Below are 23245 nucleotides of genomic sequence, written 5' to 3' on the forward strand. Positions count from 1 at the left end.
AAGGACGGTGCCGAAAGGTGCCGTCTGTTTGTCTACGATGATAGGAGATTGAATGAAATGAGTACAATGAATTCCGGTTTGCATTGCACGATATCAGCAGAGATGCTGCATCATCTGGTAGAAATTAATTTTGGAAGCGATACCAAAGTGAAGGAGTTTGGTCTCCTGCAAGGTGGACTTTTTAATACAACCTATCGGATTCACCTTGAACATACATCCTATACGGATGTGATTTTACGTTTGGCTCCAGAGCGGGGTGAGATGACGGCTGGTTCTGCGAGTGATCCCCTATTTTCGTTTGAACGTACGATGATGGCGGCTGAACCGATTGTGTATGAATATTACCGTAACGCAGGCATTCCTGCTCCCAACATTATCGCTTGTGATGACAGCGGATCGATCATTCCAAGAACGTACATGTTTATGGAGTTTATCCCGAGTAAGCAGCTGGATCACGCATCGATTTCAGATATAAACAAAGAGCGATTGTACCATCAGCTTGGCGCCTATACCGCCATCATGCATCAGATCGAGGGTACATCGTTTGGCTGGCCGCAGGGGGATGGGACGATTAAAGGATCGGATCAATGGTCCGAGGTGCTGCACTCTTTTGCAGAAGAAACGGTACTTAAAGCGGCACAAGTCAATTATATGTCAGGTGTGGGAGAAGATATCGTTGCTATTTTCATCAAAAATAAAGACTTATTTGATCAAGTGACCCGTCCGGTACTCGTTCATAATGACCTGTGGGAAGCCAACGTGCTTGTTCATGTAGAAAACGGTGAGCTAAACATTGCGGCCATCATCGACGGAGATCGTTCCATGTTTGCAGACAGGGAGTTTGAAGCCATATTGTCAACAGAATCAGCAGCTTTTCATGAAGGATATGATCGTCCACTGGACTCATCCGCTGAAGGACAGGCACGCAGGCTTGCCTATCGAATACTGTCTTCGTATTTTAATGCCTACGTTCATGAACATCAGGTCAATCAACCTGAAGATGGTCAGAAGTATCACCAGCGCACGCTGGATTTACTGGAGCAATGGAAGCAACTTGGACTTAACTAATTCGCAGGGGGAATGAAGGATGAAGGAGCATCATCAATACCCGATGTGGGATGCGTCACTTTCACTTGAGGAAAGGTTGGATGACCTGATTGCACGATTGACAACGGAGGAGAAGATCAGACTAATTCCTACACGCGAAGCAGCTGTACCAAGACTGGGCATTCCAGCCTACAACGTTGGGGGCGAAGCTGCTCACGGGGTTGCATGGAAAGGGGAGGCAACGGTATTTCCACAACCGCTCGGTCTATCAAGTACCTGGAATACGAGACTTATGCGGGAGATTGGTTCAGTCATTGGCGATGAAGCGAGGGCATATCATCACCGTGATCCTGAAGTTCACGGGTTAACTTTGTGGGCACCAACGGTTGATCTGGAACGTGACCCACGCTGGGGCAGAACGGAAGAGGGATATGGCGAGGACCCGGTCCTCACGGGAGAAATGTCGGCAGCTCTCGTCAAAGGTATGCAGGGAAATGACCCTTTTTATCTGAAAATGGTCGCGACATTGAAACACTTTTTTGCCAATAATAATGAGAAAGATCGGCTGAATTGTTCATCCAGCATTGATCCGCGCAATCTGCGGGAATATTATTTGAAAGCATTTGAGACACCATTTGTGGAAGGTGGAGCCTTGTCCATGATGACAGCTTACAATTCCATCAATGGTACACCTGCCATTGAAAGTCCATATGTGAATGATGTGGTTAAGGGTGAGTGGGCGATGCCAGGTTTCATTGTATGTGATGGTGGAGACCTGTCACAGACGGTGAATTATCATGGTTATCATACCAGTCATGCCGAATCAGCAGCAGGTGCGTTGAAGGCAGGAGTGGATTGTCTTACAGATGAAGTTGATCTTGTTGTATCTGCTCTGGAGGAGGCTCTTGACCAGAATCTGTTGAAAATAGCTGATTTGGACAGAGCGATCCGCAACATCTTTGGTGTGCGAATGCGACTTGGACAACTCGATCAGTCCGGGCTCAATCCATATGCGTCTATTCCCGAGTCGGTATTATGTGCACCGGAACATGCCAAACTTAGTTATCGTGCCGCTGCCGAATCGATTGTTTTGCTCCAAAATGATGGATTACTTCCCTTGCAGGCAGAAGCGTTGCAGAAAATCAGTGTGATTGGGCCACTTGCAGATATTGTCTATACCGATTGGTACAGTGGCACATTGCCTTATCGAGTATCCGTCCTAGATGGATTGCGCAATCGCCTACCTGAAGCAGACGTGACCTATGTGGATGGGAATGACCGTATTCAGCTGAAGACAACAGACGGTCAGGTTATAACCTTGGGTGTGGAAGGTACACTTGTCGCTATACCGGAAGTCAGTGCACCTACTGCCGCCGAATTTGAACATCAGGATTGGGGTTGGGGAAGTCATACGCTGAGAAGTGTAAACAATAATCGATACGTTAGCTTAACCGAGCAAGGCATATATCAGGCAAACGCACCGGAGATTGGTGGCTGGTTTGTGAAGGAAGTTGTTCGTATAGATCCTCTAACGGATGGAAGTAACACCTTGCGGTCTTGGAACGGTATCCCTGTTGGACTGAACGAATATCAGGGACAGTCTGCTGTATCACCACTCCGGCCACAAGGAGAACAGACTACAGCTACAGATACAAACCCGAATGATATTGGTGACTCTGGACACGCAAGTCAATCACCAGGCAATACACAGAGACCTTCTGCATTCAATATTGATATTGTGACCAGCGGAATACAACAAGCCGTAGAAGCTGCACGTAGCAGTCAGGCATCTGTCGTTGTTGTTGGCAACAGCCCATATATCAACGGCAAAGAAGAAATTGACCGCCCAAGTTTGCTGCTTCCGCCGAGTCAGGTCGAGCTTGTCAAAGCTGTGTGTGAAGCAAATCCCAATACAGTGGTTGTCATTATGGGCAGTTATCCATTTGCCTTGCAGGAGTTGAAAGGTATGGCCCGCGCAATCGTTTATATGACACATGCAGGTCAGGAATTGGGGAACGCGCTTGCAGATGTGCTGTTAGGTTATTATGCCCCAGCAGGCAGATTGAATATGACTTGGTATGAAGACGAATCACAGCTTCCTGACATGATGGATTATGACATCATTCAGAATGGCATGACCTATATGTATCATGAAGGACCGGTTCAATATGCATTTGGTCATGGCCTGACGTATTCCGAATTCGAATACGAAGCGATTCGTGTAAGTCAAAGTGCTCCGGAGGAATCCACCACCACAGATCAATTGAAGATTGAAGTGGAGGTACACAATACAGGTGAACGTGACAGTGATGAAGTCGTACAGATCTATGGATCTTCATATACCTCCCGAGTGAAACGTGCTCAGAAGCAACTGCTTGCTTTCCGTCGTGTTCATGTCAAAGCAGGGACGCGTGTTACGATAAGTTTCGAGGTTCCTGTTCAGAAGCTTGCGCTATGGGATGTTACCCGAGATCGATACTGCCTGGAGACAGCGACCTGGGCCATTCTGGCAGGGCGTTCTTCCACAGATATACGTCAGTCGGCTGATATTGAAATTGAAGGTGAGACGATTCCCGATCGTCCGCTGCACTTGCTTACCTTTGCCGAGAATTACGATGCTTGTGCAGGTGTTCTACTGGATGAATGTCTGGAAGGACGTTCGGCAGTTCGGGCAATCACTCCAGAGGAACCCTTATATCGAGAGGGTCAGTCGTCTTGGATCTCTTTCAACCATAATGCTGTTCAAGAAGTACAAGGATTTGAAGCCAGAGTGGCAGCTTTTGGGGAAGAGGGCAGACTGGAGATTCGTTCCGGAGGAGCGGAGGGCGAACTACTCGGTGTGTGTGAAGTTTCTGGACCTGGAGGCAGTGTGAATGGGAAAGATATCGAGTGGACAACAGTTCAGTGTTTGCTTGAGGCGCCACATAAGGTGAATGCGCTATATATTGTCTTCAAAGGTGGAGCAGCGTTACGGCACTTTAGATTGTTGTAGTTGTAGCATGTCCTGAATAATCAACCTCCGAAACAAGCACAATAATGCTGTTGTGTGTAGAATCTGTAAAGGTGGTTGTGGTATGAACGATAAAAAGTGGGACCTCGTCGCACTTGCTTCCATCCCTTTAATTATGACCTTGGGTAATTCCATGCTTATACCAATCCTGCCACAGATTGAACGTGAGTTGAAGGTATCTGCATTTAAGGTCAGTATGCTCATTACAGTCTACGCTGTAGTTGCCATCCTGCTTATTCCTCTTGCAGGGTACTTGTCGGATCGTTTTGGCAGAAAAGCAGTTATCATTCCCAGCCTCGTTATTGCAGCCGTCGGAGGTGCTGTCGCTGGTGTGGCAGCATGGATGCTGAACGGAAACATAGCCTACTGGACCATTCTGGGTGGCAGGTTATTGCAGGGAATAGGTGCTGCTGGCGCATTTCCTATTGTTATCCCGTTGGTTGGGGACATGTTTAATGATGAGAATGAAGTAAGCAAAAGTCTGGGTATCATTGAGACCTCCAATACGTTTGGTAAAGTCATAAGTCCGATTCTGGGTGCAGCGCTGGCAGTCTGGTTCTGGTATGCGCCATTCATGGCTATTCCCATCCTTTGTGTGCTTTCGCTGGTTCTTGTTATTTTCCTGGTGAAGACTCCTAGGAAAAAAGAAAAGCCTCCCACCTTTACGGAATTTGTGGCTTCCATTCGTGACGTATTAAAAGAAAAGGGACGCTGGTTGTATGCGTTGTTTGCAATCGGCGGTATTTGCATGTTTGTCATCTTTGGTGTGTTATATTATCTATCCGAAACGCTGGAGAGCGAATTTGCCCTGAAAGGTGTACTTAAAGGACTTGTCCTTGCGATTCCGCTGGCAGCGTTATGTTTGTCTTCTTTCTTGGCAGGGAAGTGGATTGGGAAGAACAAAACGCGAATGAAATGGCTTGGCTTTGCAGGACTTGCGCTTCTGACGGTATCCCTTGGCGTTATAGGTTTATTCGATAATATCTATGTTGTAGTAGGTCTTTTCACATTGGGGAGTGCCGGAATAGGTGCAACGTTACCATGTCTGGATGCCTTGATTACAGAAGGCGTGGACAAAAAACAGCGGGGCACAATCACGGCTCTGTTCAGCAGCATGCGATTCATTGGGGTATCTCTCGGTCCACCTGTCGTTTCTTTGTTGATCGGTTCTCATCATTTCCTGCTTTTTGGTGTGCTCGCTGCGTCTGGCGCAGTGGGCGGATTGCTCACCTTATTTGCAGTTAAGCCGGATAAGGGAGATCAACCTACTTCAGGAAGCAAGCAGAAACAGGATGAAACATCTATAGATGTGATCGAGACGAGTAGAGGGTATGTTTCCATAGGTCGCAAGAAAAGTCCATTTTAGATAGACGGTGCTGTATGCTGCGTTCATTTCCATGCTGTCTTAAGTTTAACATCCAGATCTGTTCAAAAAAAACGCGTTTACGCCTAAGAAAGCGGATGAATTTGCTTTCTCGGTGTAAACGCGTTTCTCGTTTCTATGAGCAGAATGACATTAACCAATCATTCGTGTTTGCTTTTATTTGACTGGCTAGTTTCGGTATTGCCGGCTCCAGATTCTGAATTCTTGGATTGATCTTGAGGTGGTTCCGTTGCATTGATATGAGTATGAGCGAGCAGAGCGTGAGGTTCAATGGAGAAGCTGCCGCTTCGTTTTCCTTGAATCAGATATATAAGCAAGAACAGAATCATAAACATCACGGAATATCGATACATATCGGTATAACTGGTTATGGCCGCAATGGCGCCAAGAAGAAGGGCACCGGTCGCAATACCCAGATCCAGCGAGTTCAAAAACATACCATTAGCCATACCCCGTTGAGTAGGAGATACAACTTGAATCATCCAGGTCTGCAGAGACGACTGCATGGAACCATAACCGATTCCGTAGATAAAGGCAGCAATGAACAGGAGGGACATGGAGGTTGCATACGAGAGCAGAATGAGGCCGACAGCAACGAATATTGCCCCTGGAATGAGCAGTGCTTTTGGGCCTTTATTGTCATAGATCCGTCCTGCAAATGGTCTAACCAATAACACGGCGAGTGCATTGAACAAAAAGAACAGCGCAGGATTGGCCAGATTGGCTTCCTTACCATACAAAACGATGAATCCGACAAGCCCACCATAGGTGATGGATAATAGGCAATTCAGCACACTGGGCAGAATCAGCTTGCGGTTGAAAGGTATTTTCTGTTTCGAGTTGGATCCTGAAGCACTTGTTGTAGCTTGTGGCATGATGGTTGTACTGTCATCGGTTCTGACTGCTTTTTTGCGTGTCAGCGAATAACTCAGTGGATAGATCACAGCGAGCACACCCGCAGTGCATAACATCAGGGTTACAAAACCTGCACCCTGGAGCAGAGTGACCCCAATGATTGGCCCCATAGACATAGCAAGGCTAGTCGATAGACCAAAGTAACCCATACCTTCACCCATTCGTTTGACGGGCACAATGTCCGAGGCCATCGTTGGAAAAGCGGTACTGCTCATACCAAACCCGATACCAAACAACATTCTGAGCAACAAGAGTACAGCTATGCCCGCAGCAAAATAATAGCCGAGCGTTGCCAGTAGGGCTACGGACAGGCCTATATAGATCATGGCGTTACGAAGGCCCTTCTCCAGTGCTTTCGCGGAATAGAGACGGGCTGCAATGGCACTTAGTGCAAACAGACAGGTGAATAAACTTACTTCAAACGCATTGGCGTGAAATCGCTCCTGAACGTAGGACGGAAGCGGAGAGACAATCATGTGCAGTTGCAAGAACAACAAGAAGTTGCACAGCATCAGCAGTATAAAATCGGTGGTCCATAGTCTAACTTGTTGTGTAGATTGTTCTTTCATGATGATGTATTCCCCCTGAGTTGTGATTCATTACAAGTTGCGGTTAATGAGGGAAAGAGTATGTTTAAATGCTTCCATCTGGTCTTCGGATATACCTTCAGCAAGTTCTTTATTCATTTCTCTTTCAATCGGAACGAGGATATCAATTAACGCTTTGCCTTCCGTGGTGAGATATAACAGATAGGCTCTGCGATCCTGTTCACTGGTCCGGCGTTCTACCCAGCCTTTTTTCTCAAGCAGATCAATAATCCGCGCAGTGGTGGGTTGGTCTTTGAAGACACGTGCAGCGAGCTCCTTCTGATTCACACCTTCACCGCGGTCAACATTAAAGAGAACAGAAAATTGCTCTGTCGTAATATCATAAGGTTTGAATCTTGTCGCAAGTAAAGCTACAGCTTTACGATGTGTGAAACCCAGCATGAATCCAACAGATTGTTCCAGTGTATAGTCCATGTGATTGCTAGACCTCGCTTCCATAATAAAATGTCCCAATTAATTAGTTGTTACAACAACTATATGTCAAACAAGTATTTTTGTCAAAATGAAATATTCTCATATCGAACTTACGTGTGCGCTGTGCAATGATCCGAAAATACTGTTAGAATAGGGATGAAACCGCTTTTATAGAATCGATGTCTAGCGTGCTTGAAGAATGGAGAAAACCAATTTGCTCTAACTGATGTTGGAGATGAACAAGGAGAGCTGTGTATGCTAAAGAATATACCCGCAATAATACCTCCAGAGTTACTCAAAATCATGTCCGAAATGGGTCATGGAGACGAGTTGGTTCTGGCGGATGGCAATTTCCCCGCAGCCAGTCATGCCAAGCGATTAGTACGTTGTGATGCACTGGGAGTTGTTGAACTGCTGGATGCCATCCTGCAATTATATCCACTGGATACCTATGCTGAGCGTCCCGCTGCTGTCATGCAGGTTGTGAAAGGGGATCAGGTGATCCCGATCATATGGGAAGACTACCGCCGGTTGATTGAAGAATATGAAGGCATCACGGATGCTTTTGATCATGAAGAGCGATTTGATTTTTATAAACGCGCTTCGAATGCCTATGTGATTGTTGCAACTGGTGAGCGAGCGCAATATGCCAATCTTATTTTGAAGAAAGGTGTCATTTTCCCCGATGCTGATCCTGGTCAGGAACAGCAGAATGCTGAATCGAACTGAATAATTACGGCGACGGAGCAGTGGATGCTTTGGTCGCCTTTTTATTTTTACCAATACGAAGTAAATATAACAAGCGCGCATGAACGAACGTCATCTCACTGCTCAAGATACTACAAACTTTGATGCAGATGATGAATGGGGAAAAGGAAAGGACTGTTTTACAATTGAAAGAAATACAAAGGAGGAGACGATGCTCTCCATCCCAGAGGAGTTGAGTGAAATGCAGCACCGAATCAGACAAGCGGGTCTTCTTGATAGTAACGAAGTGGGACGTTTGTTCAATGAGTACAGGATGTTCTACAACCAAAATGCTGACATTGAGGCAACACGTCAGTATATTAGAGAACGATTGGAAGGCCATGAATCGGTGATTTTGGTAGCAGAAACAGATGCGGAAAGTGATCATGGGACAGATGAAAGTAACGGTAGATCACTCTCGAAAGGCTTAATTTGTACTGGATTCGTTCAGCTATATCCCAGTTTTAGTTCGGTATCGATGGGGCCTGTCTGGGTGCTTAATGATCTATATGTGCATCCGGATTATCGTCAGCAAGGCATTGCCAGGAAGCTCTTGCAAGCAGCCAAGCAATTGGCATCTGAGCGAGGAGTTCTTCGTATATCACTCTCAACTGAGTTAAGTAACAAGCTAGCGCAAGCTTTATATGAATCCGAAGGATATGCACAGGATACCAAATTCATGTATTATGAACTTAATGTATAAGAGTTTGCTCCAAAAGATGGACTATATGAATGAATGGCACACTTGTGTCGTCGGCAACAAGGGAGGGGAGTCGCAACATGATGCAGTGGATTGCCATGATCACGATGTTAATTGATCATATAGGGGCTGTCTTTTTTCCACATATTATAGAGTTGAGGATCATAGGTCGTATCGCTTTTCCAATCTATGCTTTTGCAGTGTATATCGGATATAAACATACACGAGACGTACAAAAATACATATGGCGTCTGTTCTGGATTGCGATCATATCACAGGTGCCGTTCATGGCTGCGTTTAATCATTATTCTCTGAACGTGGTGTGGACATTGTGGTCAGCCCTGTTGGTATTATTCGTTATCGATAAATTGCCATCCAAACTACTAGGGATTCCGATTGTAATTGGAGCAGGGTGGTTCATGGAAATTAGCCAAATGGATTACGGGATGTACGGGTTGTTATTGGTTCTGTTATTCCGTTATTTCCAGGGTCCTGTACTTGTCGTGGCACATGTCTTGTTAAATGCACTATATCTTCTGCTGCATAACAGCTCTGTGCAAATGTATAGTGTGCTCGCAACCGCCGGCATTGCTATTGCTCAGTATTACCAGGCGGGATTCCGTATGAAGGGGCCACGTTGGGTCTGGCGTTATTTCTATCCAGCTCATCTTGCCATCATTGCAATTATCCGATGGGTCTAAAAAATGATCCGAAAATGCGAAGAAAAGAAGCCATCTTATCGTCAGTGAATGACGATAGATGGCTTCTTTTCGTGTGACCTTATTTATTAATTAAATGCTAATGATAAAGTGAACTTACTCCATTGCTGTAGAAGTGCCGTTATGGCGCCGGATTGCAGACGGGAAATATCCAATCTGAACGGCGTAGTCTAACATGACGGAGATGAAGCGATCATCTGTTTTTGCACATGAGATGCCAGCAGGTTCCACATAAGCCGTTGTCACAGGGCAAGCATAGACATATGCTGAATCCTTCGCACCGTCGCCTTCAAGCTGTGCAATAGCCAACTGAAGAGCTTCCGGCTCTTTGCTGATGCTCGCATCGAACAACCAACGTGTGTAATCGGCGAAAGGTAGCGTTTCGACTTCGTAACCAGCCCGATTCACAGAACGGATCAGCTCATCATAACGGATGGGCTCCGGATTACAGATGTGGAATACACGACCGGCGGTATCCTGACGTAAGGCCAGATGAACGATAGCTTCACTTGCATAGTTTATCGGTGTAAAATCAACCATCCAGTCAGCCGCAGGAGCCTTGCCAAGCAATAACATTGCTTTGATCATACGATAAAAGGCGTTGCTATCAATATTGGACTGGAAGCGTCCAGTTTCGGAGTGGCAAGTGAGATTACCTGCACGATAGATGCTGACAGGCACACCTTGCTCGGCGGCAATCATGAGCACTTTCTCGGCTTCAAGCTTGCTGTCCGAATACAGGTTGTCCACATGCAAGTCAGCCGGGAACCGATCATATTGCAGGGAAGATTCCCATTGTCCGCTGAGTGCCAGATCTTCCGGAATACCCATCGTGGATACATGGTGGAAGGAAGCACCTGGTTTGCTACGAATCAAGTCTAGCAATGCGACCGTTCCTTCCACGTTTGTTTTGGCGAACTGATCGGCATCGCCAAAATGACGGACGTCTGCAGCGCAGTGGATGACACGGTCAATTCGATCCTGAACATAAGCCCTTTGTTCAGCTGACAGGCCGAGATTAGGTTGTTCGAGATCCCCTTCAATAATCTCCACGCGAGTGGAGAGTTGGTCAGTCAGTTGTTTGCCGAAATAACCTTCCAACACGTTAGTCAAACGTTCCATTGCAGTTATTCCATTGGATGGTCGACGAACAAGGGTGTAGATCCGTGTACTGGAATTCAGAATTAACTGTTGCAGCACATGAGAGCCCAGATAACCTGTTGCTCCAGTCAGTAACACATGCTCAGGTTCGCGAATGAGCGGGTACCCTAACTGGGATGTTAGCTCCACAGGGTGTTCGGATAATTGTGTAATCATGCCATCAGTCACCACTGAATCCGTAACTACTGCTGCACTGAGAGACAATACTTCCACACGACGAGCGAGAGCGCGGACTGTTTTCTCGGCAAAGAAGTCGGCAATGTTCAGTTGCGGATAATGTGGCTTCAGAATGACCAGTACATGAATGACCCGGAGTGAATCCCCACCGATATTGAAGAAGCTGTCTTCGACACCGAAGTCATCGTGCTGAAGGATTTCTTTCCATGCGTCCAGGATAATGGATTCCGTCTCCGTCTCAGGCATGACCCGGTCAGGGCGATCTTCATGTCGTTCCACATGAGGCAAGGATACCATCGCTTTGCGATTGATTTTTCCAGTTGGTGCAATCGGCATTTCATCCAGCTGACAGATCCACTTTGGTACAAAATAAGAAGGAAGTTTCTCCGTCAGTTCTGCCTTGATGTCCGAAACAGAAAGGGTACTGCCATCTTTCGATGTAAAGTAACCAACCAGCATATTTTGTCCATCGGATTCTTTTTTCGGAATGACGGCAACGTTCTGGATCTGATCAAGCCGTGCAAAGTGATCTTCAATCTCCCCGATCTCAATCCGGTGACCACGAATTTTTAACTGAGAGTCACTGCGACCAACATATTCCAGCATCCCGGTATCCAGCAATTTGGCAATATCGCCAGACTTGTAGATTTTCTCACCTATCGCAAACGGGTTCTCAATGAATGCTTGCGCTGTACGTTCTGGCTGATTCAGATAACCTTTGGCCAATGCAGGGGTAGCAATATATACCTCACCAGGTACACCTGCCGGACAGAGCTGTTGTTCTTCATTTACAATGTATACTTTGTAGTTATGAATCGGTTTACCGATAGGGATGTTCACCACATGTTCGGGAACCTGCTCACTGATGCGGTGAGTAGTTGTGGCTACTGTACATTCGGTAGGTCCGTACACATTAACAATATCAATCTGGTTTCCAAATTTGCGCTGGAAGGCACGAACCTGTTCACCATATAACGCTTCTCCGGCTACAGTAATGATTCTGACTTTGGCCAGCTTGTGGAAACCTTCATCGGATAAGTAGGAAGCAAGCTGATTGAAGAAAATCGTAGGCAGTATCGTAATGATGGTTGTTCCTGTCCGTTCAATTGCACTTGCGAATTCTTCAACGGATACACGTTCTTCCGCAGACAACAGATATAATTCTGCTCCATAGAACAAGGCGCCAATGGTATCCCACACGGATGCATCAAAGCTGTATGTAGCAAACTGAGTTAATACATCACCTGGTTGAATGTCACAATCACGCTGAACCACACTGCCAAGATTGATTACACCCTGGTGGGCAATCAGTGCACCTTTGGGTTTACCGGTCGACCCTGACGTGTAGATAATATACGCAAGATCATCCGGCTGAATATCCAGATTGGGGTTACTTGCTGCAAATCCGGCTAAACGACCATCCACAGAGAGAATCTGACGGACCGTAGCTATACTGGAGAACAAGCTGGAAGCTTGGGCATAAGAAGCTTCCGTTGTCAGCACGAAGGAGGACGCCGTATCTTCCACGATATAACTGTTACGTTCTTGTGGATGCTCAGGGTCGATAGGAACATACGCACCACCTGCCTTCAGAATACCAAGCAGGGAGATGATCGTCTCCAGACTTCGATCCATAAAGATACTGACGAATTCACCTTTCTGCAATCCATTGGATAACAGAACACGTGCAACCTGATTAGCTCGTTCATTCAATTCCCTGTACGTATAACTTTTGGATGGCGATGTTATCGCCGGTGAATCTGGATATGCCGCTGCCGTTGCTTCGAACCAGCCATGAACCGTTTGATTCTCTGGTTCGAGAACAGAAGTATCATTCATTTCACGGTAAAGCAATCGATCTGAGGCGGAAAGAATATCTACCGTACCGATTGCTTTCTCACCGTCACGCACAAGGGCGAGTAGAAGAGTCTGATAATATTCTGCATATCTCAGCACCGTAGACTCTTTTAACAGTGAACTATCATAGAACAGATCGAGGATGAGCATGTTCTGATCATCTCGAACGTTCCAGTTTAATATTTGAGGAGCTTGAGGCAACTGTACACTATTCAGCATAAAAAACGATTCAGGGTATCCACCGTTTTGCAACGTGTATTCAATCTTGAGCTGCTCTGAAACCTGATGACATAGTTGGCTGAAGGTCAATTTCCCCTGAATCTGTAATGAAAGATAGGAAGCTGCCTGATCGGGGGAAAGTATACCTATGGCAAGTTCCTGTTCAGCTGACAATCGGAATAACAAGGCTGCATAAGCTGAGAGGAGTACCGGGTACACCATCTGTTCTCCATACTTCTGTTTAAGTTCACGGCTCAGAGAAGCATGTAATGTGATTTGAGCAGACTGATAAGAGAATGATTGTTGACGTCGCCCAAAATCCAGTGGAATCTGCAGAACTGGCAAGCTAGATTCCATGGAATGGGAAGAAGATGGTTGGTTTTCAATCACTTCAGTTATTCCTCCTTGGTTCAAACCGAATGTTTGTGGATTTGAATTATTGTTTGCTTACATTGAAATGAGAGATCAATTCTTGGAGTTCCTCAGACATGCTGTTAAGGCGTGTGGAGGAGTCTACCAGTGTTATCAAAGATGCTTTTTGCTCATCAACAGATGAGGAAATTTGTTCACTGCTGTTTGCTGTCTTGCTTACGCTTGAAGACAAGTCGTCCGCTGTAGCGGTCATTTCCTCCGTACCCGCAGAGATTTCTTCTGTCGCGCTTGATACTTCCTGAATCTGATTAGATACTTTTTTCGCTGCTTCTAAAATATCTTCGAACAATTGTCCTGTTTGATCGGCTACGCTGAGCCCTGTATCTACTTCTGACGTACCTTGTTCCATTGCACGTACAGCTTGTTTAATTCCAGCTTGAATCTCTTGGATCAATACGCCAACCTGGCTGGTTGCTTGTTCAGACTGCTCGGCAAGTTTGCGTACTTCACCTGCAACAACTGCAAATCCTCTTCCTTCTTCACCAACACGAGCTGCTTCAATGGAAGCATTAAGAGCAAGCAAGTTGGTCTGGCTGGAGATACCCGAGATGATATTGAGAATATCGCCGATTTCCTGTGAACGACTCTCCAGAACCTCAATGGCAGAAGCGGTATTCTTAACCGATTCCGTAATCAGATTCATCTGTTCAGATACCTGACGTACAACGCTGTTACCTTGTTGCGAACGACGTTCCATCTCATAGGCTTCATCCGCTACACTTGCCGAGCTGCTGGCAATCGTCTGGATTACGGTAGCCATCTCGGACATGGCACGTGCACTATCCCGGGTTGCCTGTTCCTGTGAACGAATGTTGGAAGTGATTTGAGTCACATTATTATTGATAGAATCTGCATTCTCACTGTTGCGCTCGGAAACTTCATATAGCTCTTTGGCAGACTGATTTACTTCTTGTGATGTGATTTGCACTTTAACGATAGTATCGTTGATTTTGCGAACCATGGTGTTGAACTTCTCGTTAACGAGTCCCAGATCGTCTTTGCCTGTCGGAATGTTGACATTCAAATTACCCCGACTTACGTCATCAATTCCTTTGATCAAGTGACGGATAGGGGAAAGAGTGTTTTTAACTACAAGGTATTGGATAATCAGGAATAATAGCAAGAAGGCCACAAGGATGATAATTCCGTTTTTGAGCAAGGAGTTTAGTCCCGCGGGTACGGCTGATGCATCTGCATCAACGGCAAAATATGAGAAAATCTTTCCGTTGCTGTCTTTGATTGGATATGCAATGGTTGTCCATGTTCCGAAATCATCGGAATAAAATGTTGTGAATGTTGGGCGATCCGTATTAAGCATTTCTTTCAGTGCATTGGCTACAACGACCGGTTGCTCATACATGTCACCAATATTTACGTTCTCACTTTGAAAAGCCTCTCTTAGGTTGGTCGGCATCGCTACAAGGGAAGTTAATCTCTTGTTATCGCCACCAAGTTCAACACCGAAGATGTAGGCTTGTGCAATGTTAGGATAATATTCTTGCATCTCATCGAAATACGCTCGTAATTTCGTTTGTGTTGCTCCATCATAGCTACCTTCCGCAATAGCAGCTTGTACCTCAGTAGGATTGATATCTTCAGCCCACTTTTTGGTGATTTGTTCCACCTGTCCATGCAGTTGATCAACAAGAACTGTTTTTTGAAAATAGTAACTGCTTGCGATAAGTGCTACCCCGATGATAACGATATTAGTAAATGAGAGTAACAAATTTTTGGAGAAAAACGACATGCTTTTCCAACTTAATGATTTCACTAAATTCCACTCCTGATCTTCTTTAAATTAAGAAACTTTAGGGTTACATTGGTACAGTGAACTAGATCATTCCGTGATCCCCTCCAAAGGAAATTTATGCGACCATGGTCTTGGTTTATCAGTCGCTTTCGTAGAGACTTATGTACCGTATGAACCATAGGTGTCTAATTATTAAAACACATCTATAATTAATATGTCGTATAAAATGTCGTTAAATTGAATAGTATCGTTAAATTTTTTTTAATATTTTACGTATTTATGGACATATCAGATGGTTTATAGGTATTTAGAACTGTTTATTTTAAAATTTCCCATTTTTTAGCTTCATTCTGTATTCTATAACATGGTGGGTAAAAATACATCCTTCAACAAAACAAAAATATGATGGCAGAGATGCAACAGAAGGCACGGATATACATCGGAAGCGGTTTTATCTATAATAACTACATATGCATTTCTCAAATTATGAGCAGCGGGGGTTTATAGATGAATCTTAAACAGATAGCAGCAGAGCGTGCGGCAGAATATGTTGAAGATGGAATGAAGGTTGGATTGGGAACAGGTTCAACAGCTTATTATGCCATCTGCCGGATCGGTGAGCGGGTACGTGATGGATTGAAAATTCAAGCGGTTGCCACTTCAGAGGCTTCAGACAAGCTTGCCCGTGAATGGGGGATTCCCATCGTCCCATTTGACCAGATTGGACGTCTGGATCTGACCATTGATGGTGCTGATGAAGTTGATCCCGAATTTAACCTGATTAAAGGGGGGGGCGGGGCTCTTTTGCGTGAGAAAATCGTGGCGGCCAATAGTGACAAATTGATTATTGTAGCGGATGGCAGCAAAGCCGTGCAAAAGTTGGGGAAATTCCCGCTTCCAGTTGAGGTGGTTCCATTTGCTTCTGAGTGGACCTTCCAGGCGCTCGAAAAATTGGGGTGTCAACCACAGTGGCGGATGGATGGACAGCAACGTTATCTGACAGACAACGGAAACCTGATAGCAGATTGCCACTTGGAGGCGATTGATCACGCTGCGGACCTTAATGTTCAATTGAACATGTTACCAGGTGTTGTTGATAACGGACTATTTGTGGATATGGCTAGTACAGTCATTCTTGCCAATGCGGACGGAAGTATCGAAGAACTTCATCGTTCTTAATATGGAAGAGGGTGCTTTTCATCGTATGAAAGAACTGCCAATCGTTGATGGTGAACTTGTACTCAGGTGTGTGGAGAAACAGGATCTGAAAGAACTCTACGAATTGATCTACAGTGATGATGTACCTGAATGGAAGCAATGGGATGCACCCTATTACCCACTTAAACACGAAAGCTATGAAAGTTTTGAACAAGGTATGCTCAAACGTATGGAAGTAGGTCCAGGCGATTCCAAACCCGTATCAATCCGTATTATTGAATCCGACAGACAAATTGTGGGTACAATCAGCTATTACATAGAAGATGAGTTATCCATGTGGCTGGAAATGGGGATTGTAATATACAGATCTGTCCAGTGGGGACGCGGGGTTGGCACACGCTCACTTGTCATGTGGTCAAGTCATTTGTTCGAACAGATGCCTTTGGTTCGGGTTGGATTGACTACTTGGTCTGGTAATGAACGTATGATGCGTGCGGCTGTGAAAGCCGGATTACAGGTGGAGGGGCGAATGCGGAAGTGTCGTATCGTTCGCGGGCAATATTATGATTCAATTCGTATGGGGATGCTCCGTGAGGAGTGGGAGCAGAAGCTGACCCCTCATACGAGCCGAAATGTAAACAACTGATGGAGGATTATTGAAATGCTGAACACGGAGGACAACCGGGAACTGTCTTTACAATTATTCGTGGTTCTTGTTCGGGCCTACAATTCTGTGACCTCACGTTCCAATCGGGACATCCAGAGTCACGGACTGAATACGACAGAATTTGGTGTGCTTGATTTGTTATATCATAAGGGACCACAGGCATTGCAAAAGATTGGTGAAAAGGTGTTAATGTCCAGTGGTAATATTACGTATGTTGTAGATAAGTTGCAAAATAAAAATCTGCTGTTTCGTCGACCATCCAAGGAAGATCGGCGTGTCATTTACGCTGAGTTAACCGAGGAAGGAAGAGAACTGTTCACACAGATATTTCCTCAACACCATCAGGTCATCATTGATGCTTTGGAAGGACTTGACCCTTCCGAGAAAGTAGCTGCGATTAAGATGTTGAAGAAGCTGGGACTGGCGGCAGAAGGGAAAACTGACTTGCGTTCATAACGCAGGTCAGTTTTTTTTGTGGATCTCGAAAAGTACAGGTATATACTGGCTGACTGACTTGCAAGGCCCTCCATAATATAGGAAGATTGTTCTATACATTCATCGTGTGTAAAACATGATTATCGAAAGTTCATGTATAATGGAACATAACGATTAAGAGCGGAATGGATGGATTGGATCAAGTAGAAGAACCTATCCCGATTGCAAGTCAGCTAACATCAATCTCATTCTGGATTAGTCACGAATGAAGATTGAGTAGGATGCGGGTATGAGGAGGGGTGCATCTATGAGTCATCAAGAAGCAGGAGAACGTTTGCTCCAGGAATCTGCGAACTTAGCTGATAAAATAACGGAGAAACAGTATCTCAGACAGCCCGATTTACTTGAGCGATTTGGCGAGAATGGAAAAATGCGAACCAAACAGGATTCGGAGTATAGCTTGAACTATTTGGCAGAAAGTGCGCTCGTACAGAGTCCAGGTCTGTTTACTCATTATATTGCCTGGCTGAAAGTTCTACTTGAGGGTTATAAGGTATCACCAGAAGATCTGGCGATTAATCTCAATCTGATCAAAGAGACATTGGAAGAAGAATTTGACCATCCGTCAAAGTCACTTCTGCTCGAGTATCTGGAGATGGGAATATATAGAACAACACACTTGGAGTCACAGGCGGGTTACATCAACGAATCCATGCCATATGGAGATGCTGCGCAATCTTACTTACAGTGTTTGCTAGAGAATAAACGGAAAGAAGCCTTTGAGATCATTGAAGCTCAGTTAGAAGCTGGGGTGACGATTCGTGATATTTATCGATATATCTTTCAGCCCACCCAATATGAAATTGGATTATTGTGGCAATGCCATCGTATTAGTGTGGGGCAAGAACACTTTTGTACGGCAGCGACCCAGTCATTTATGTCACGTCTTTATTCCCTCTGGTTGAATCATACGGGTCAGGATAAAAAACTAGTGGCTACCTGTGTAGGCAGTGAACAACATGAGATCGGGCTGCGTATGCTCACAGATGTGTTCGAGATGGAAGGTTGGGATACGCACTATCTGGGAGCCAATGTTCCCAATGGAAGTGTAATAGAGGCTATAGAGCGGCATCAGGGCGATGTTGTTGCGATATCGGTTACGATGACGTATCACCTTCATCTGGCCAAAGAGTTGATTCATCTGATCCGTCATCATCCGGCAACGGCACATGTGAAGATTATGGTTGGGGGATATCCCTTCAATATTGATCAGGAGTTGTGGAAAACGATAGGAGCTGACGGTTATGCTCCAGGAGCCGATGAAGCGGTAGCGGTTGCAGAACAATTACTGGCTCAGCCAGCTACATGTAGTCAGCTTGATATGGTTAGGGATTAAGAGAGGGATGATGTGATGTCTAATGAGAGCGGAGAGATACAGAGGCTACGCAGAACGATTGAGCAGTTATCGGATCAGATGATCCGGAGTAAAGAGCAAGAGGAACGGACACTCTCGGAATTCTCGGATATGAATAATGAACTGGTGACACTCCAGCGTTTGCTTGCTAAGAACAATAACAGTCTTGAAGCTGCACGTCAGCAAGCAGTAGATGCAGGTGATTCAAAAATCGCATTTATTGCAGGCATCAGTCATGATTTTCGTACGCCATTAAATGGCATATTGGGGATGGCTGAGATGCTGAAGCTGTCTCCATTGTCTGAAGAACAGGAGAATTCCGTTTCCGTTATACAGGATGCTGCCAAACTGCTGCTTAAGCTGATTCAGGATCTTCTGGATCTGTCCAAACTTGAGGCGGGTCAGATGCGACTTGAACTGGGAGAAGTGGATCTGCAAGAGACGATAAACTATATTGTTCGTTTGCTCGAACCCCAAGTCAGAAAGAACGGAAATCAGTTATCGATAGACTGTGACCCCAGAATCTCTACTCTTCTTGAAGGGGATCCAACGAGGATTACACAGATACTGATCAATCTAATTCAGAATGCGAACAAATTCACATCAGAAGGTACGGTGCGGATACGAGTCACCCTTGTGGAAGATGATGAAGTTACACAAATGATCCGATTTGAAGTCGAAGACACGGGGATTGGTATCTCGGAAGAAGATCAGAACCAGTTATTTCAACCCTACATGCAGACTGAACGAGGACGCTCAAGTGAGTATGGAGGAACGGGCCTTGGATTATCGATCTGCAGGTCGCTCGTTACACTGATGGAAGGTCGGATTGGAGTAGACAGTCAGGAGGGTGAAGGATCAACATTCTGGTTCGAACTTACACTTGGTAAGAAAGACGGTAACCAGTCCGCTAACCAGTCTGTTGCTTCCGCTCAAGAGCAACAGGGGCAGGATATGGATGATGAAGCTCCTTCTGTATCTGTATTGCTGGCCGATGATAATGTCATCAACCGACAGCTTGTTATGTTGCAGCTCAAGAAACTGGGAATAACCCAAGTGGACGCTGTAGTGAATGGGGAAGAGGCAATAGCTGCTTTTCTCAGCAAAAAATACAGTTTGATTCTCATGGACTATATGATGCCATTGATGGACGGTTTGGAGGCAACACGCAAAATCCGCTCGATAGAAATGGATGAAATGCGCCATACCACACCAATCATTGCAATGACAGGTAATGTCATGCAGGGAGAGAAAGACAAGTGTAAGGAAGCCGGGATGAATGACTTTATTGGCAAACCCTTCACGCTGGAAATTCTGAGCAAGATGATCGAGAAGTGGCAGCAATCCTCCGAACCGACCGAGGTACTAAATATGAGCATCGTACATGAGATTGCGGAATTAAACACCGATGGCGATCGTACACTCCTTGGTATGTTGTTGGACATGTATCGTACCGATACACCTGGCAAAATTGAGGCGCTGCGCAGACATATTGTGTCCGGTGACCATGTTGCTGCAACCGAGGTAGCCCATGATCTGAAATCAGGGAGTTTGAGCCTGGGGATTCGTTATTTATCAACTTTGTTTGCCCGGATAGAGCAGTTGGCGAAGGAAGGTCAATCACGGAAAGCAGAACCTTTGCTAGATGCTTTGTTACCCGCCTATCAAGCAGCATGTGTAGCACTGCAACGAGTAAGTAAAGATTGAATATATCTTAATAAGGAAAGAGGGTAGGGCTCGTTCATGTTATTCTACGTACTTGCAGCACTGGTACTGATCGTTCTTGCTCTTCTGTGGGCAGGAGGGCTTTATTTTTTCAAAACGGCCATTCGCCGTACAGCAAAAACGTTTTTGGTAGATAATCCAAATCTGATGCCTGAACCGGACAATGAAATCATTAGCAGTGCTTCTGACCTGAAGTGGCTGGATGCTCAGCCTACAGAAGAGATATCTCTTCAATCACATGATGGATTAAAACTGTATGGTACATGGCTCGGTTCCAATAAAGGGTCGGATCAGACGGTTATTCTGGCACATGGTTATTCGGGTAGAGGCAGAGAAATGGCTGGATTTGCCCGGTTTTATGCGGAAAAGCACGGTTATAACGTACTCATGCCAGATGATCGAGGTCATGGACAGAGTGAAGGTGATATCATTGGTTTTGGTTGGTTAGATAGGAAGGATTATGTCCAGTGGACCAACTGGGTGCTTGAAAAAGTGGGTACACAAGGGGAAATCATATTGCACGGCATATCCATGGGAGGAGCAACCGTACTGATGACAGGTGGTGAAGTTCTGCCGATTCAGGTTAAAGCGATTGTATCTGATTGTGCGTATACATCCGTGGAAGAAGAACTGACGTTCCAGTTAAAGCAATTATACAAGCTTCCTGCATTTCCGTTTATACCTGTCACAAGTCTGATCTCCCGGTGGAAAGCAGGGTATTCCTTTAGAGAGGCTTCGGCTCTCAAGCAGCTTGCCAAAGTTAACATTCCCGTGTTATTCATCCACGGAGAGGCGGATACGTTTGTACCAACGGAAATGGTGTACAGGTTGTATGAAGCCTGCCCAACCGAAAAGGAATTGCTGACCGTCCCCCGTGCCGGTCATGGCACAGCGTTTCAAGTCGATCGCACCGGATATGAGGCGGCGCTGGAATCCTTTATGAAGAAAAATCTGTCACCTGCTGTTAATTGATTTTTTTGTGACAATCTGGGTATTAAGTAGAAGATGCAAATCATTTTCTAAACGATGGGGGTATCTTGATGGGAAACGAACAATTTGAGGCTGCGCGAAAAGCAGAGGCAGGTTATCATTCCAATTTCTATCAGAATAATGAATTATTCGCCTCTGGTACCTGGATGTCGAGGCCCATGCCTATGGTGATGGATATGCTGGAACGTCTACTTGCTCACAAGGAGGAATTGCGTGTCCTCGATCTGGGATGCGGAGTGGGAAGGCATACGATACCGATTGCACAGCGCCTTGCAAAAACGAAAAGTGAAGTCATCGGTGTGGATTTGCTGGATGAGGCCATAGACGGACTTCGCAAGTATGCGAAAGAATATCAGGTTGATCATATCGTACAGGCAGTGAGAGCAGATGTTGAACATTATGCTGTGGAGCCAAACTATTTTGATTTTATTGCTGCATGTTCTTGTCTGGAACATGTCTCAAATAAGCAAGCCTTCATGGAAGCGATAGACCGGTTACAGGCCGGAACTCGTACAGGGGGCATTCATTGTATTACGATGAGCACCAATGTGGAGGAAAAAGAAATCAATACAGGCAAGGAGATTGAACCATTAATTGAGCTGAACCTGCCCACAGCCGAGGCGATTGCTATACTGGAGGATGCCTACAAAGGCTGGAATATTCTGCTTCAGGAGCATGTTACACAGACGATTGAAGAGGAAAAGTATGATGAACCGACACAATTCCGTTGTGAACTGCTTCGTTTTGCTGTACAAAAGCAATAAATTCTCTGCCGGGACCTGACAATGGACCCGGCACTCTTAATGTGTGGTCGGAAGGGAGATGGTTAAGGATGAATACATATGTAATAGGGATGGATGGAGGAGGGAGCCACACGCGTGTGGCTGTCGCAGATCAGAACGGGAAGATTTTATCCTATGTGCAAAAGAATGGTTGCGACCGCTATCACGATACCTATGCTGAGCAAAATGTGCTGGAGGGTATCGGAGTTGAATCGGCACACGACTTGAACTTTTAGAGGCTAACGACTACAATACGATAACGGAAACAAGCAAGGTATAGGAGGAATCAAGGTGTTAATTAATCTGAAATCACGCATACAGGAGCCGGAAGTACAGGAGCTATTGTCCTACTCGGTTTTTCCTGATCCGGATCACTTGAACCGTGCGTTGCAACAATATGTAGAGAAAGACGAATTGCAAATGGGCGGTTACGAAGATGAGGGACAATTGATCGGTCTGATTGGATATGAGAAGACAGGAACAAGTGAGGTTACCATTCATCATATCTCGGTTTTGCCTGAAAACCGCTTTAAAAATTATGGACGTGGTATGATCTCACAACTGTTGGCAACATACAATCCCGATAGACTGATCGCTGAGACCGAGCTGGAAGCCGTCGAGTTTTATCGGAATACGGGGTTTGTGGTATATAGTCTGGGTGAATTATACCCAGGTGTGGAGCGATTCCGTTGTGTGCTTGAAAAAGAGGAAGATACGGACGAAGAGTAGCACAGAGACCTTTTATTACTTTAAGAAATATATGGATTATCATCAGTACAGGATGTTGGATTTGGCAATGAGCTGAGTCGGACGTCCTGTTTTTTTGTCGTTTTCATCTAAAAAGCAGGAAAAAAGTATTGCTTTGTAAGATTGTTTCATTATAGAATAGTTTCACAGAAGAATAGTTCGTTAAGTGAACTATATAGATTTGGGA

19 protein-coding genes are annotated in these 23245 nt (G+C 45.3%); 15 read left to right on the forward strand and 4 right to left on the reverse strand.

Features of this window, described 5'->3' with window-relative positions; all coding sequences use genetic code 11:
* Nucleotides 1-57 precede the first annotated feature (57 nt).
* The 3 genes from MKY01_RS10925 (at nt 58) to MKY01_RS10935 (ending at nt 5423) form a co-directional block, all read left to right on the forward strand.
* On the forward strand, nt 58-1068 hold the full coding sequence (locus MKY01_RS10925; RefSeq protein ID WP_339286407.1) for a phosphotransferase: 1011 nt from the start codon (nt 58-60) through the stop codon (nt 1066-1068).
* A gap of 19 nt (nt 1069-1087) precedes the next feature.
* Nucleotides 1088-4039 carry a glycoside hydrolase family 3 C-terminal domain-containing protein gene (locus MKY01_RS10930; RefSeq protein WP_339286408.1) on the forward strand — a complete coding sequence of 984 codons (2952 nt, stop codon included), beginning with the start codon at nt 1088-1090 and terminating at the stop codon, nt 4037-4039.
* Nucleotides 4040-4121: 82 nt separating this feature from the next.
* On the forward strand, nt 4122-5423 hold the full coding sequence (locus MKY01_RS10935; RefSeq protein ID WP_127543859.1) for an MFS transporter: 1302 nt from the start codon (nt 4122-4124) through the stop codon (nt 5421-5423).
* Between the two features lie 158 nt (nt 5424-5581).
* Here the strand turns inward: MKY01_RS10935 and MKY01_RS10940 are convergent, their stop codons facing one another.
* The gene (locus MKY01_RS10940; protein ID WP_127543857.1) at nt 5582-6925 is read right to left on the reverse strand and encodes an MFS transporter; all 1344 of its coding nucleotides are present in this window, start codon (nt 6923-6925) and stop codon (nt 5582-5584) included.
* Between the two features lie 30 nt (nt 6926-6955).
* Nucleotides 6956-7402 (reverse strand): MarR family transcriptional regulator, encoded by a 447-nt coding sequence (locus MKY01_RS10945; protein WP_235200756.1) that lies wholly within the window; start codon nt 7400-7402, stop codon nt 6956-6958.
* A gap of 231 nt (nt 7403-7633) precedes the next feature.
* Between MKY01_RS10945 and MKY01_RS10950 the strand changes: the two genes are divergently transcribed.
* The 3 genes from MKY01_RS10950 (at nt 7634) to MKY01_RS10960 (ending at nt 9526) form a co-directional block, all read left to right on the forward strand.
* The gene (locus tag MKY01_RS10950; protein WP_036609525.1) at nt 7634-8107 is read left to right on the forward strand and encodes an RbsD/FucU domain-containing protein; all 474 of its coding nucleotides are present in this window, start codon (nt 7634-7636) and stop codon (nt 8105-8107) included.
* 190 nt (nt 8108-8297) lie between these two features.
* Nucleotides 8298-8828 carry a GNAT family N-acetyltransferase gene (locus tag MKY01_RS10955; RefSeq protein WP_127544014.1) on the forward strand — a complete coding sequence of 177 codons (531 nt, stop codon included), beginning with the start codon at nt 8298-8300 and terminating at the stop codon, nt 8826-8828.
* Between the two features lie 77 nt (nt 8829-8905).
* A complete protein-coding gene (locus MKY01_RS10960; protein ID WP_237176010.1) occupies nt 8906-9526 on the forward strand; it encodes a TraX family protein in 621 nt (206 codons plus the stop codon).
* Between the two features lie 114 nt (nt 9527-9640).
* Here the strand turns inward: MKY01_RS10960 and MKY01_RS10965 are convergent, their stop codons facing one another.
* A complete protein-coding gene (locus MKY01_RS10965) occupies nt 9641-13348 on the reverse strand; it encodes an amino acid adenylation domain-containing protein (protein ID WP_339286409.1) in 3708 nt (1235 codons plus the stop codon).
* Between the two features lie 46 nt (nt 13349-13394).
* Entirely contained in the window at nt 13395-15137 is a 1743-nt protein-coding gene (locus MKY01_RS10970; RefSeq protein WP_100529440.1) for a methyl-accepting chemotaxis protein, read from the reverse strand.
* Nucleotides 15138-15647: 510 nt separating this feature from the next.
* Between MKY01_RS10970 and rpiA the strand changes: the two genes are divergently transcribed.
* The 9 genes from rpiA (at nt 15648) to MKY01_RS11015 (ending at nt 23040) form a co-directional block, all read left to right on the forward strand.
* Nucleotides 15648-16319, forward strand: coding sequence for a ribose-5-phosphate isomerase RpiA (gene rpiA, locus MKY01_RS10975; RefSeq protein ID WP_282321962.1), 672 nt, complete (start codon nt 15648-15650; stop codon nt 16317-16319).
* Nucleotides 16320-16344: 25 nt separating this feature from the next.
* Nucleotides 16345-16944 (forward strand): GNAT family protein, encoded by a 600-nt coding sequence (locus MKY01_RS10980; RefSeq protein ID WP_339286410.1) that lies wholly within the window; start codon nt 16345-16347, stop codon nt 16942-16944.
* A 15-nt stretch (nt 16945-16959) separates the two neighbouring features.
* Nucleotides 16960-17421: a MarR family transcriptional regulator gene (locus tag MKY01_RS10985; RefSeq protein ID WP_036670259.1), complete on the forward strand. Its 462-nt coding sequence runs from the start codon at nt 16960-16962 to the stop codon at nt 17419-17421.
* A gap of 286 nt (nt 17422-17707) precedes the next feature.
* On the forward strand, nt 17708-18796 hold the full coding sequence (locus MKY01_RS10990) for a cobalamin-dependent protein (protein ID WP_282321961.1): 1089 nt from the start codon (nt 17708-17710) through the stop codon (nt 18794-18796).
* 15 nt (nt 18797-18811) lie between these two features.
* Nucleotides 18812-20521, forward strand: coding sequence for an ATP-binding protein (locus MKY01_RS10995; RefSeq protein ID WP_282321960.1), 1710 nt, complete (start codon nt 18812-18814; stop codon nt 20519-20521).
* A 36-nt stretch (nt 20522-20557) separates the two neighbouring features.
* On the forward strand, nt 20558-21511 hold the full coding sequence (locus MKY01_RS11000; RefSeq protein WP_339286411.1) for an alpha/beta hydrolase: 954 nt from the start codon (nt 20558-20560) through the stop codon (nt 21509-21511).
* Between the two features lie 68 nt (nt 21512-21579).
* Nucleotides 21580-22293 carry a class I SAM-dependent methyltransferase gene (locus MKY01_RS11005; RefSeq protein ID WP_339286412.1) on the forward strand — a complete coding sequence of 238 codons (714 nt, stop codon included), beginning with the start codon at nt 21580-21582 and terminating at the stop codon, nt 22291-22293.
* 68 nt (nt 22294-22361) lie between these two features.
* Nucleotides 22362-22547, forward strand: coding sequence for a hypothetical protein (locus MKY01_RS11010; RefSeq protein ID WP_339286413.1), 186 nt, complete (start codon nt 22362-22364; stop codon nt 22545-22547).
* Nucleotides 22548-22602: 55 nt separating this feature from the next.
* Nucleotides 22603-23040, forward strand: a complete 438-nt coding sequence (locus MKY01_RS11015) for a GNAT family N-acetyltransferase (protein WP_036609514.1) — start codon at nt 22603-22605, stop codon at nt 23038-23040.
* The last annotated feature ends 205 nt before the right edge of the window (nt 23041-23245 follow it).

Source organism: Paenibacillus sp. FSL R5-0486 (assembly GCF_037975155.1).
GTDB lineage: Bacteria > Bacillota > Bacilli > Paenibacillales > Paenibacillaceae > Paenibacillus > Paenibacillus amylolyticus.

Excerpts from the sequence above, each read along its gene's own strand:
- MKY01_RS10925 (WP_339286407.1), top strand. The coding sequence starts at position 58 with ATGAGTACAATGAATTCCGGTTTGCATTGCACGATATCAGCAGAGATG.
- MKY01_RS10930 (WP_339286408.1), top strand. The coding sequence starts at position 1,088 with ATGAAGGAGCATCATCAATACCCGATGTGGGATGCGTCACTTTCACTT.
- MKY01_RS10935 (WP_127543859.1), top strand. The coding sequence starts at position 4,122 with ATGAACGATAAAAAGTGGGACCTCGTCGCACTTGCTTCCATCCCTTTA.
- MKY01_RS10940 (WP_127543857.1), bottom strand. The coding sequence starts at position 6,925 with ATGAAAGAACAATCTACACAACAAGTTAGACTATGGACCACCGATTTT.
- MKY01_RS10945 (WP_235200756.1), bottom strand. The coding sequence starts at position 7,402 with ATGGAAGCGAGGTCTAGCAATCACATGGACTATACACTGGAACAATCT.
- MKY01_RS10950 (WP_036609525.1), top strand. The coding sequence starts at position 7,634 with ATGCTAAAGAATATACCCGCAATAATACCTCCAGAGTTACTCAAAATC.
- MKY01_RS10955 (WP_127544014.1), top strand. The coding sequence starts at position 8,298 with ATGCTCTCCATCCCAGAGGAGTTGAGTGAAATGCAGCACCGAATCAGA.
- MKY01_RS10960 (WP_237176010.1), top strand. The coding sequence starts at position 8,906 with ATGATGCAGTGGATTGCCATGATCACGATGTTAATTGATCATATAGGG.
- MKY01_RS10970 (WP_100529440.1), bottom strand. The coding sequence starts at position 15,137 with ATGTCGTTTTTCTCCAAAAATTTGTTACTCTCATTTACTAATATCGTT.
- rpiA (WP_282321962.1), top strand. The coding sequence starts at position 15,648 with ATGAATCTTAAACAGATAGCAGCAGAGCGTGCGGCAGAATATGTTGAA.
- MKY01_RS10980 (WP_339286410.1), top strand. The coding sequence starts at position 16,345 with ATGAAAGAACTGCCAATCGTTGATGGTGAACTTGTACTCAGGTGTGTG.
- MKY01_RS10985 (WP_036670259.1), top strand. The coding sequence starts at position 16,960 with ATGCTGAACACGGAGGACAACCGGGAACTGTCTTTACAATTATTCGTG.
- MKY01_RS10990 (WP_282321961.1), top strand. The coding sequence starts at position 17,708 with ATGAGTCATCAAGAAGCAGGAGAACGTTTGCTCCAGGAATCTGCGAAC.
- MKY01_RS10995 (WP_282321960.1), top strand. The coding sequence starts at position 18,812 with ATGTCTAATGAGAGCGGAGAGATACAGAGGCTACGCAGAACGATTGAG.
- MKY01_RS11000 (WP_339286411.1), top strand. The coding sequence starts at position 20,558 with ATGTTATTCTACGTACTTGCAGCACTGGTACTGATCGTTCTTGCTCTT.
- MKY01_RS11005 (WP_339286412.1), top strand. The coding sequence starts at position 21,580 with ATGGGAAACGAACAATTTGAGGCTGCGCGAAAAGCAGAGGCAGGTTAT.
- MKY01_RS11010 (WP_339286413.1), top strand. The coding sequence starts at position 22,362 with ATGAATACATATGTAATAGGGATGGATGGAGGAGGGAGCCACACGCGT.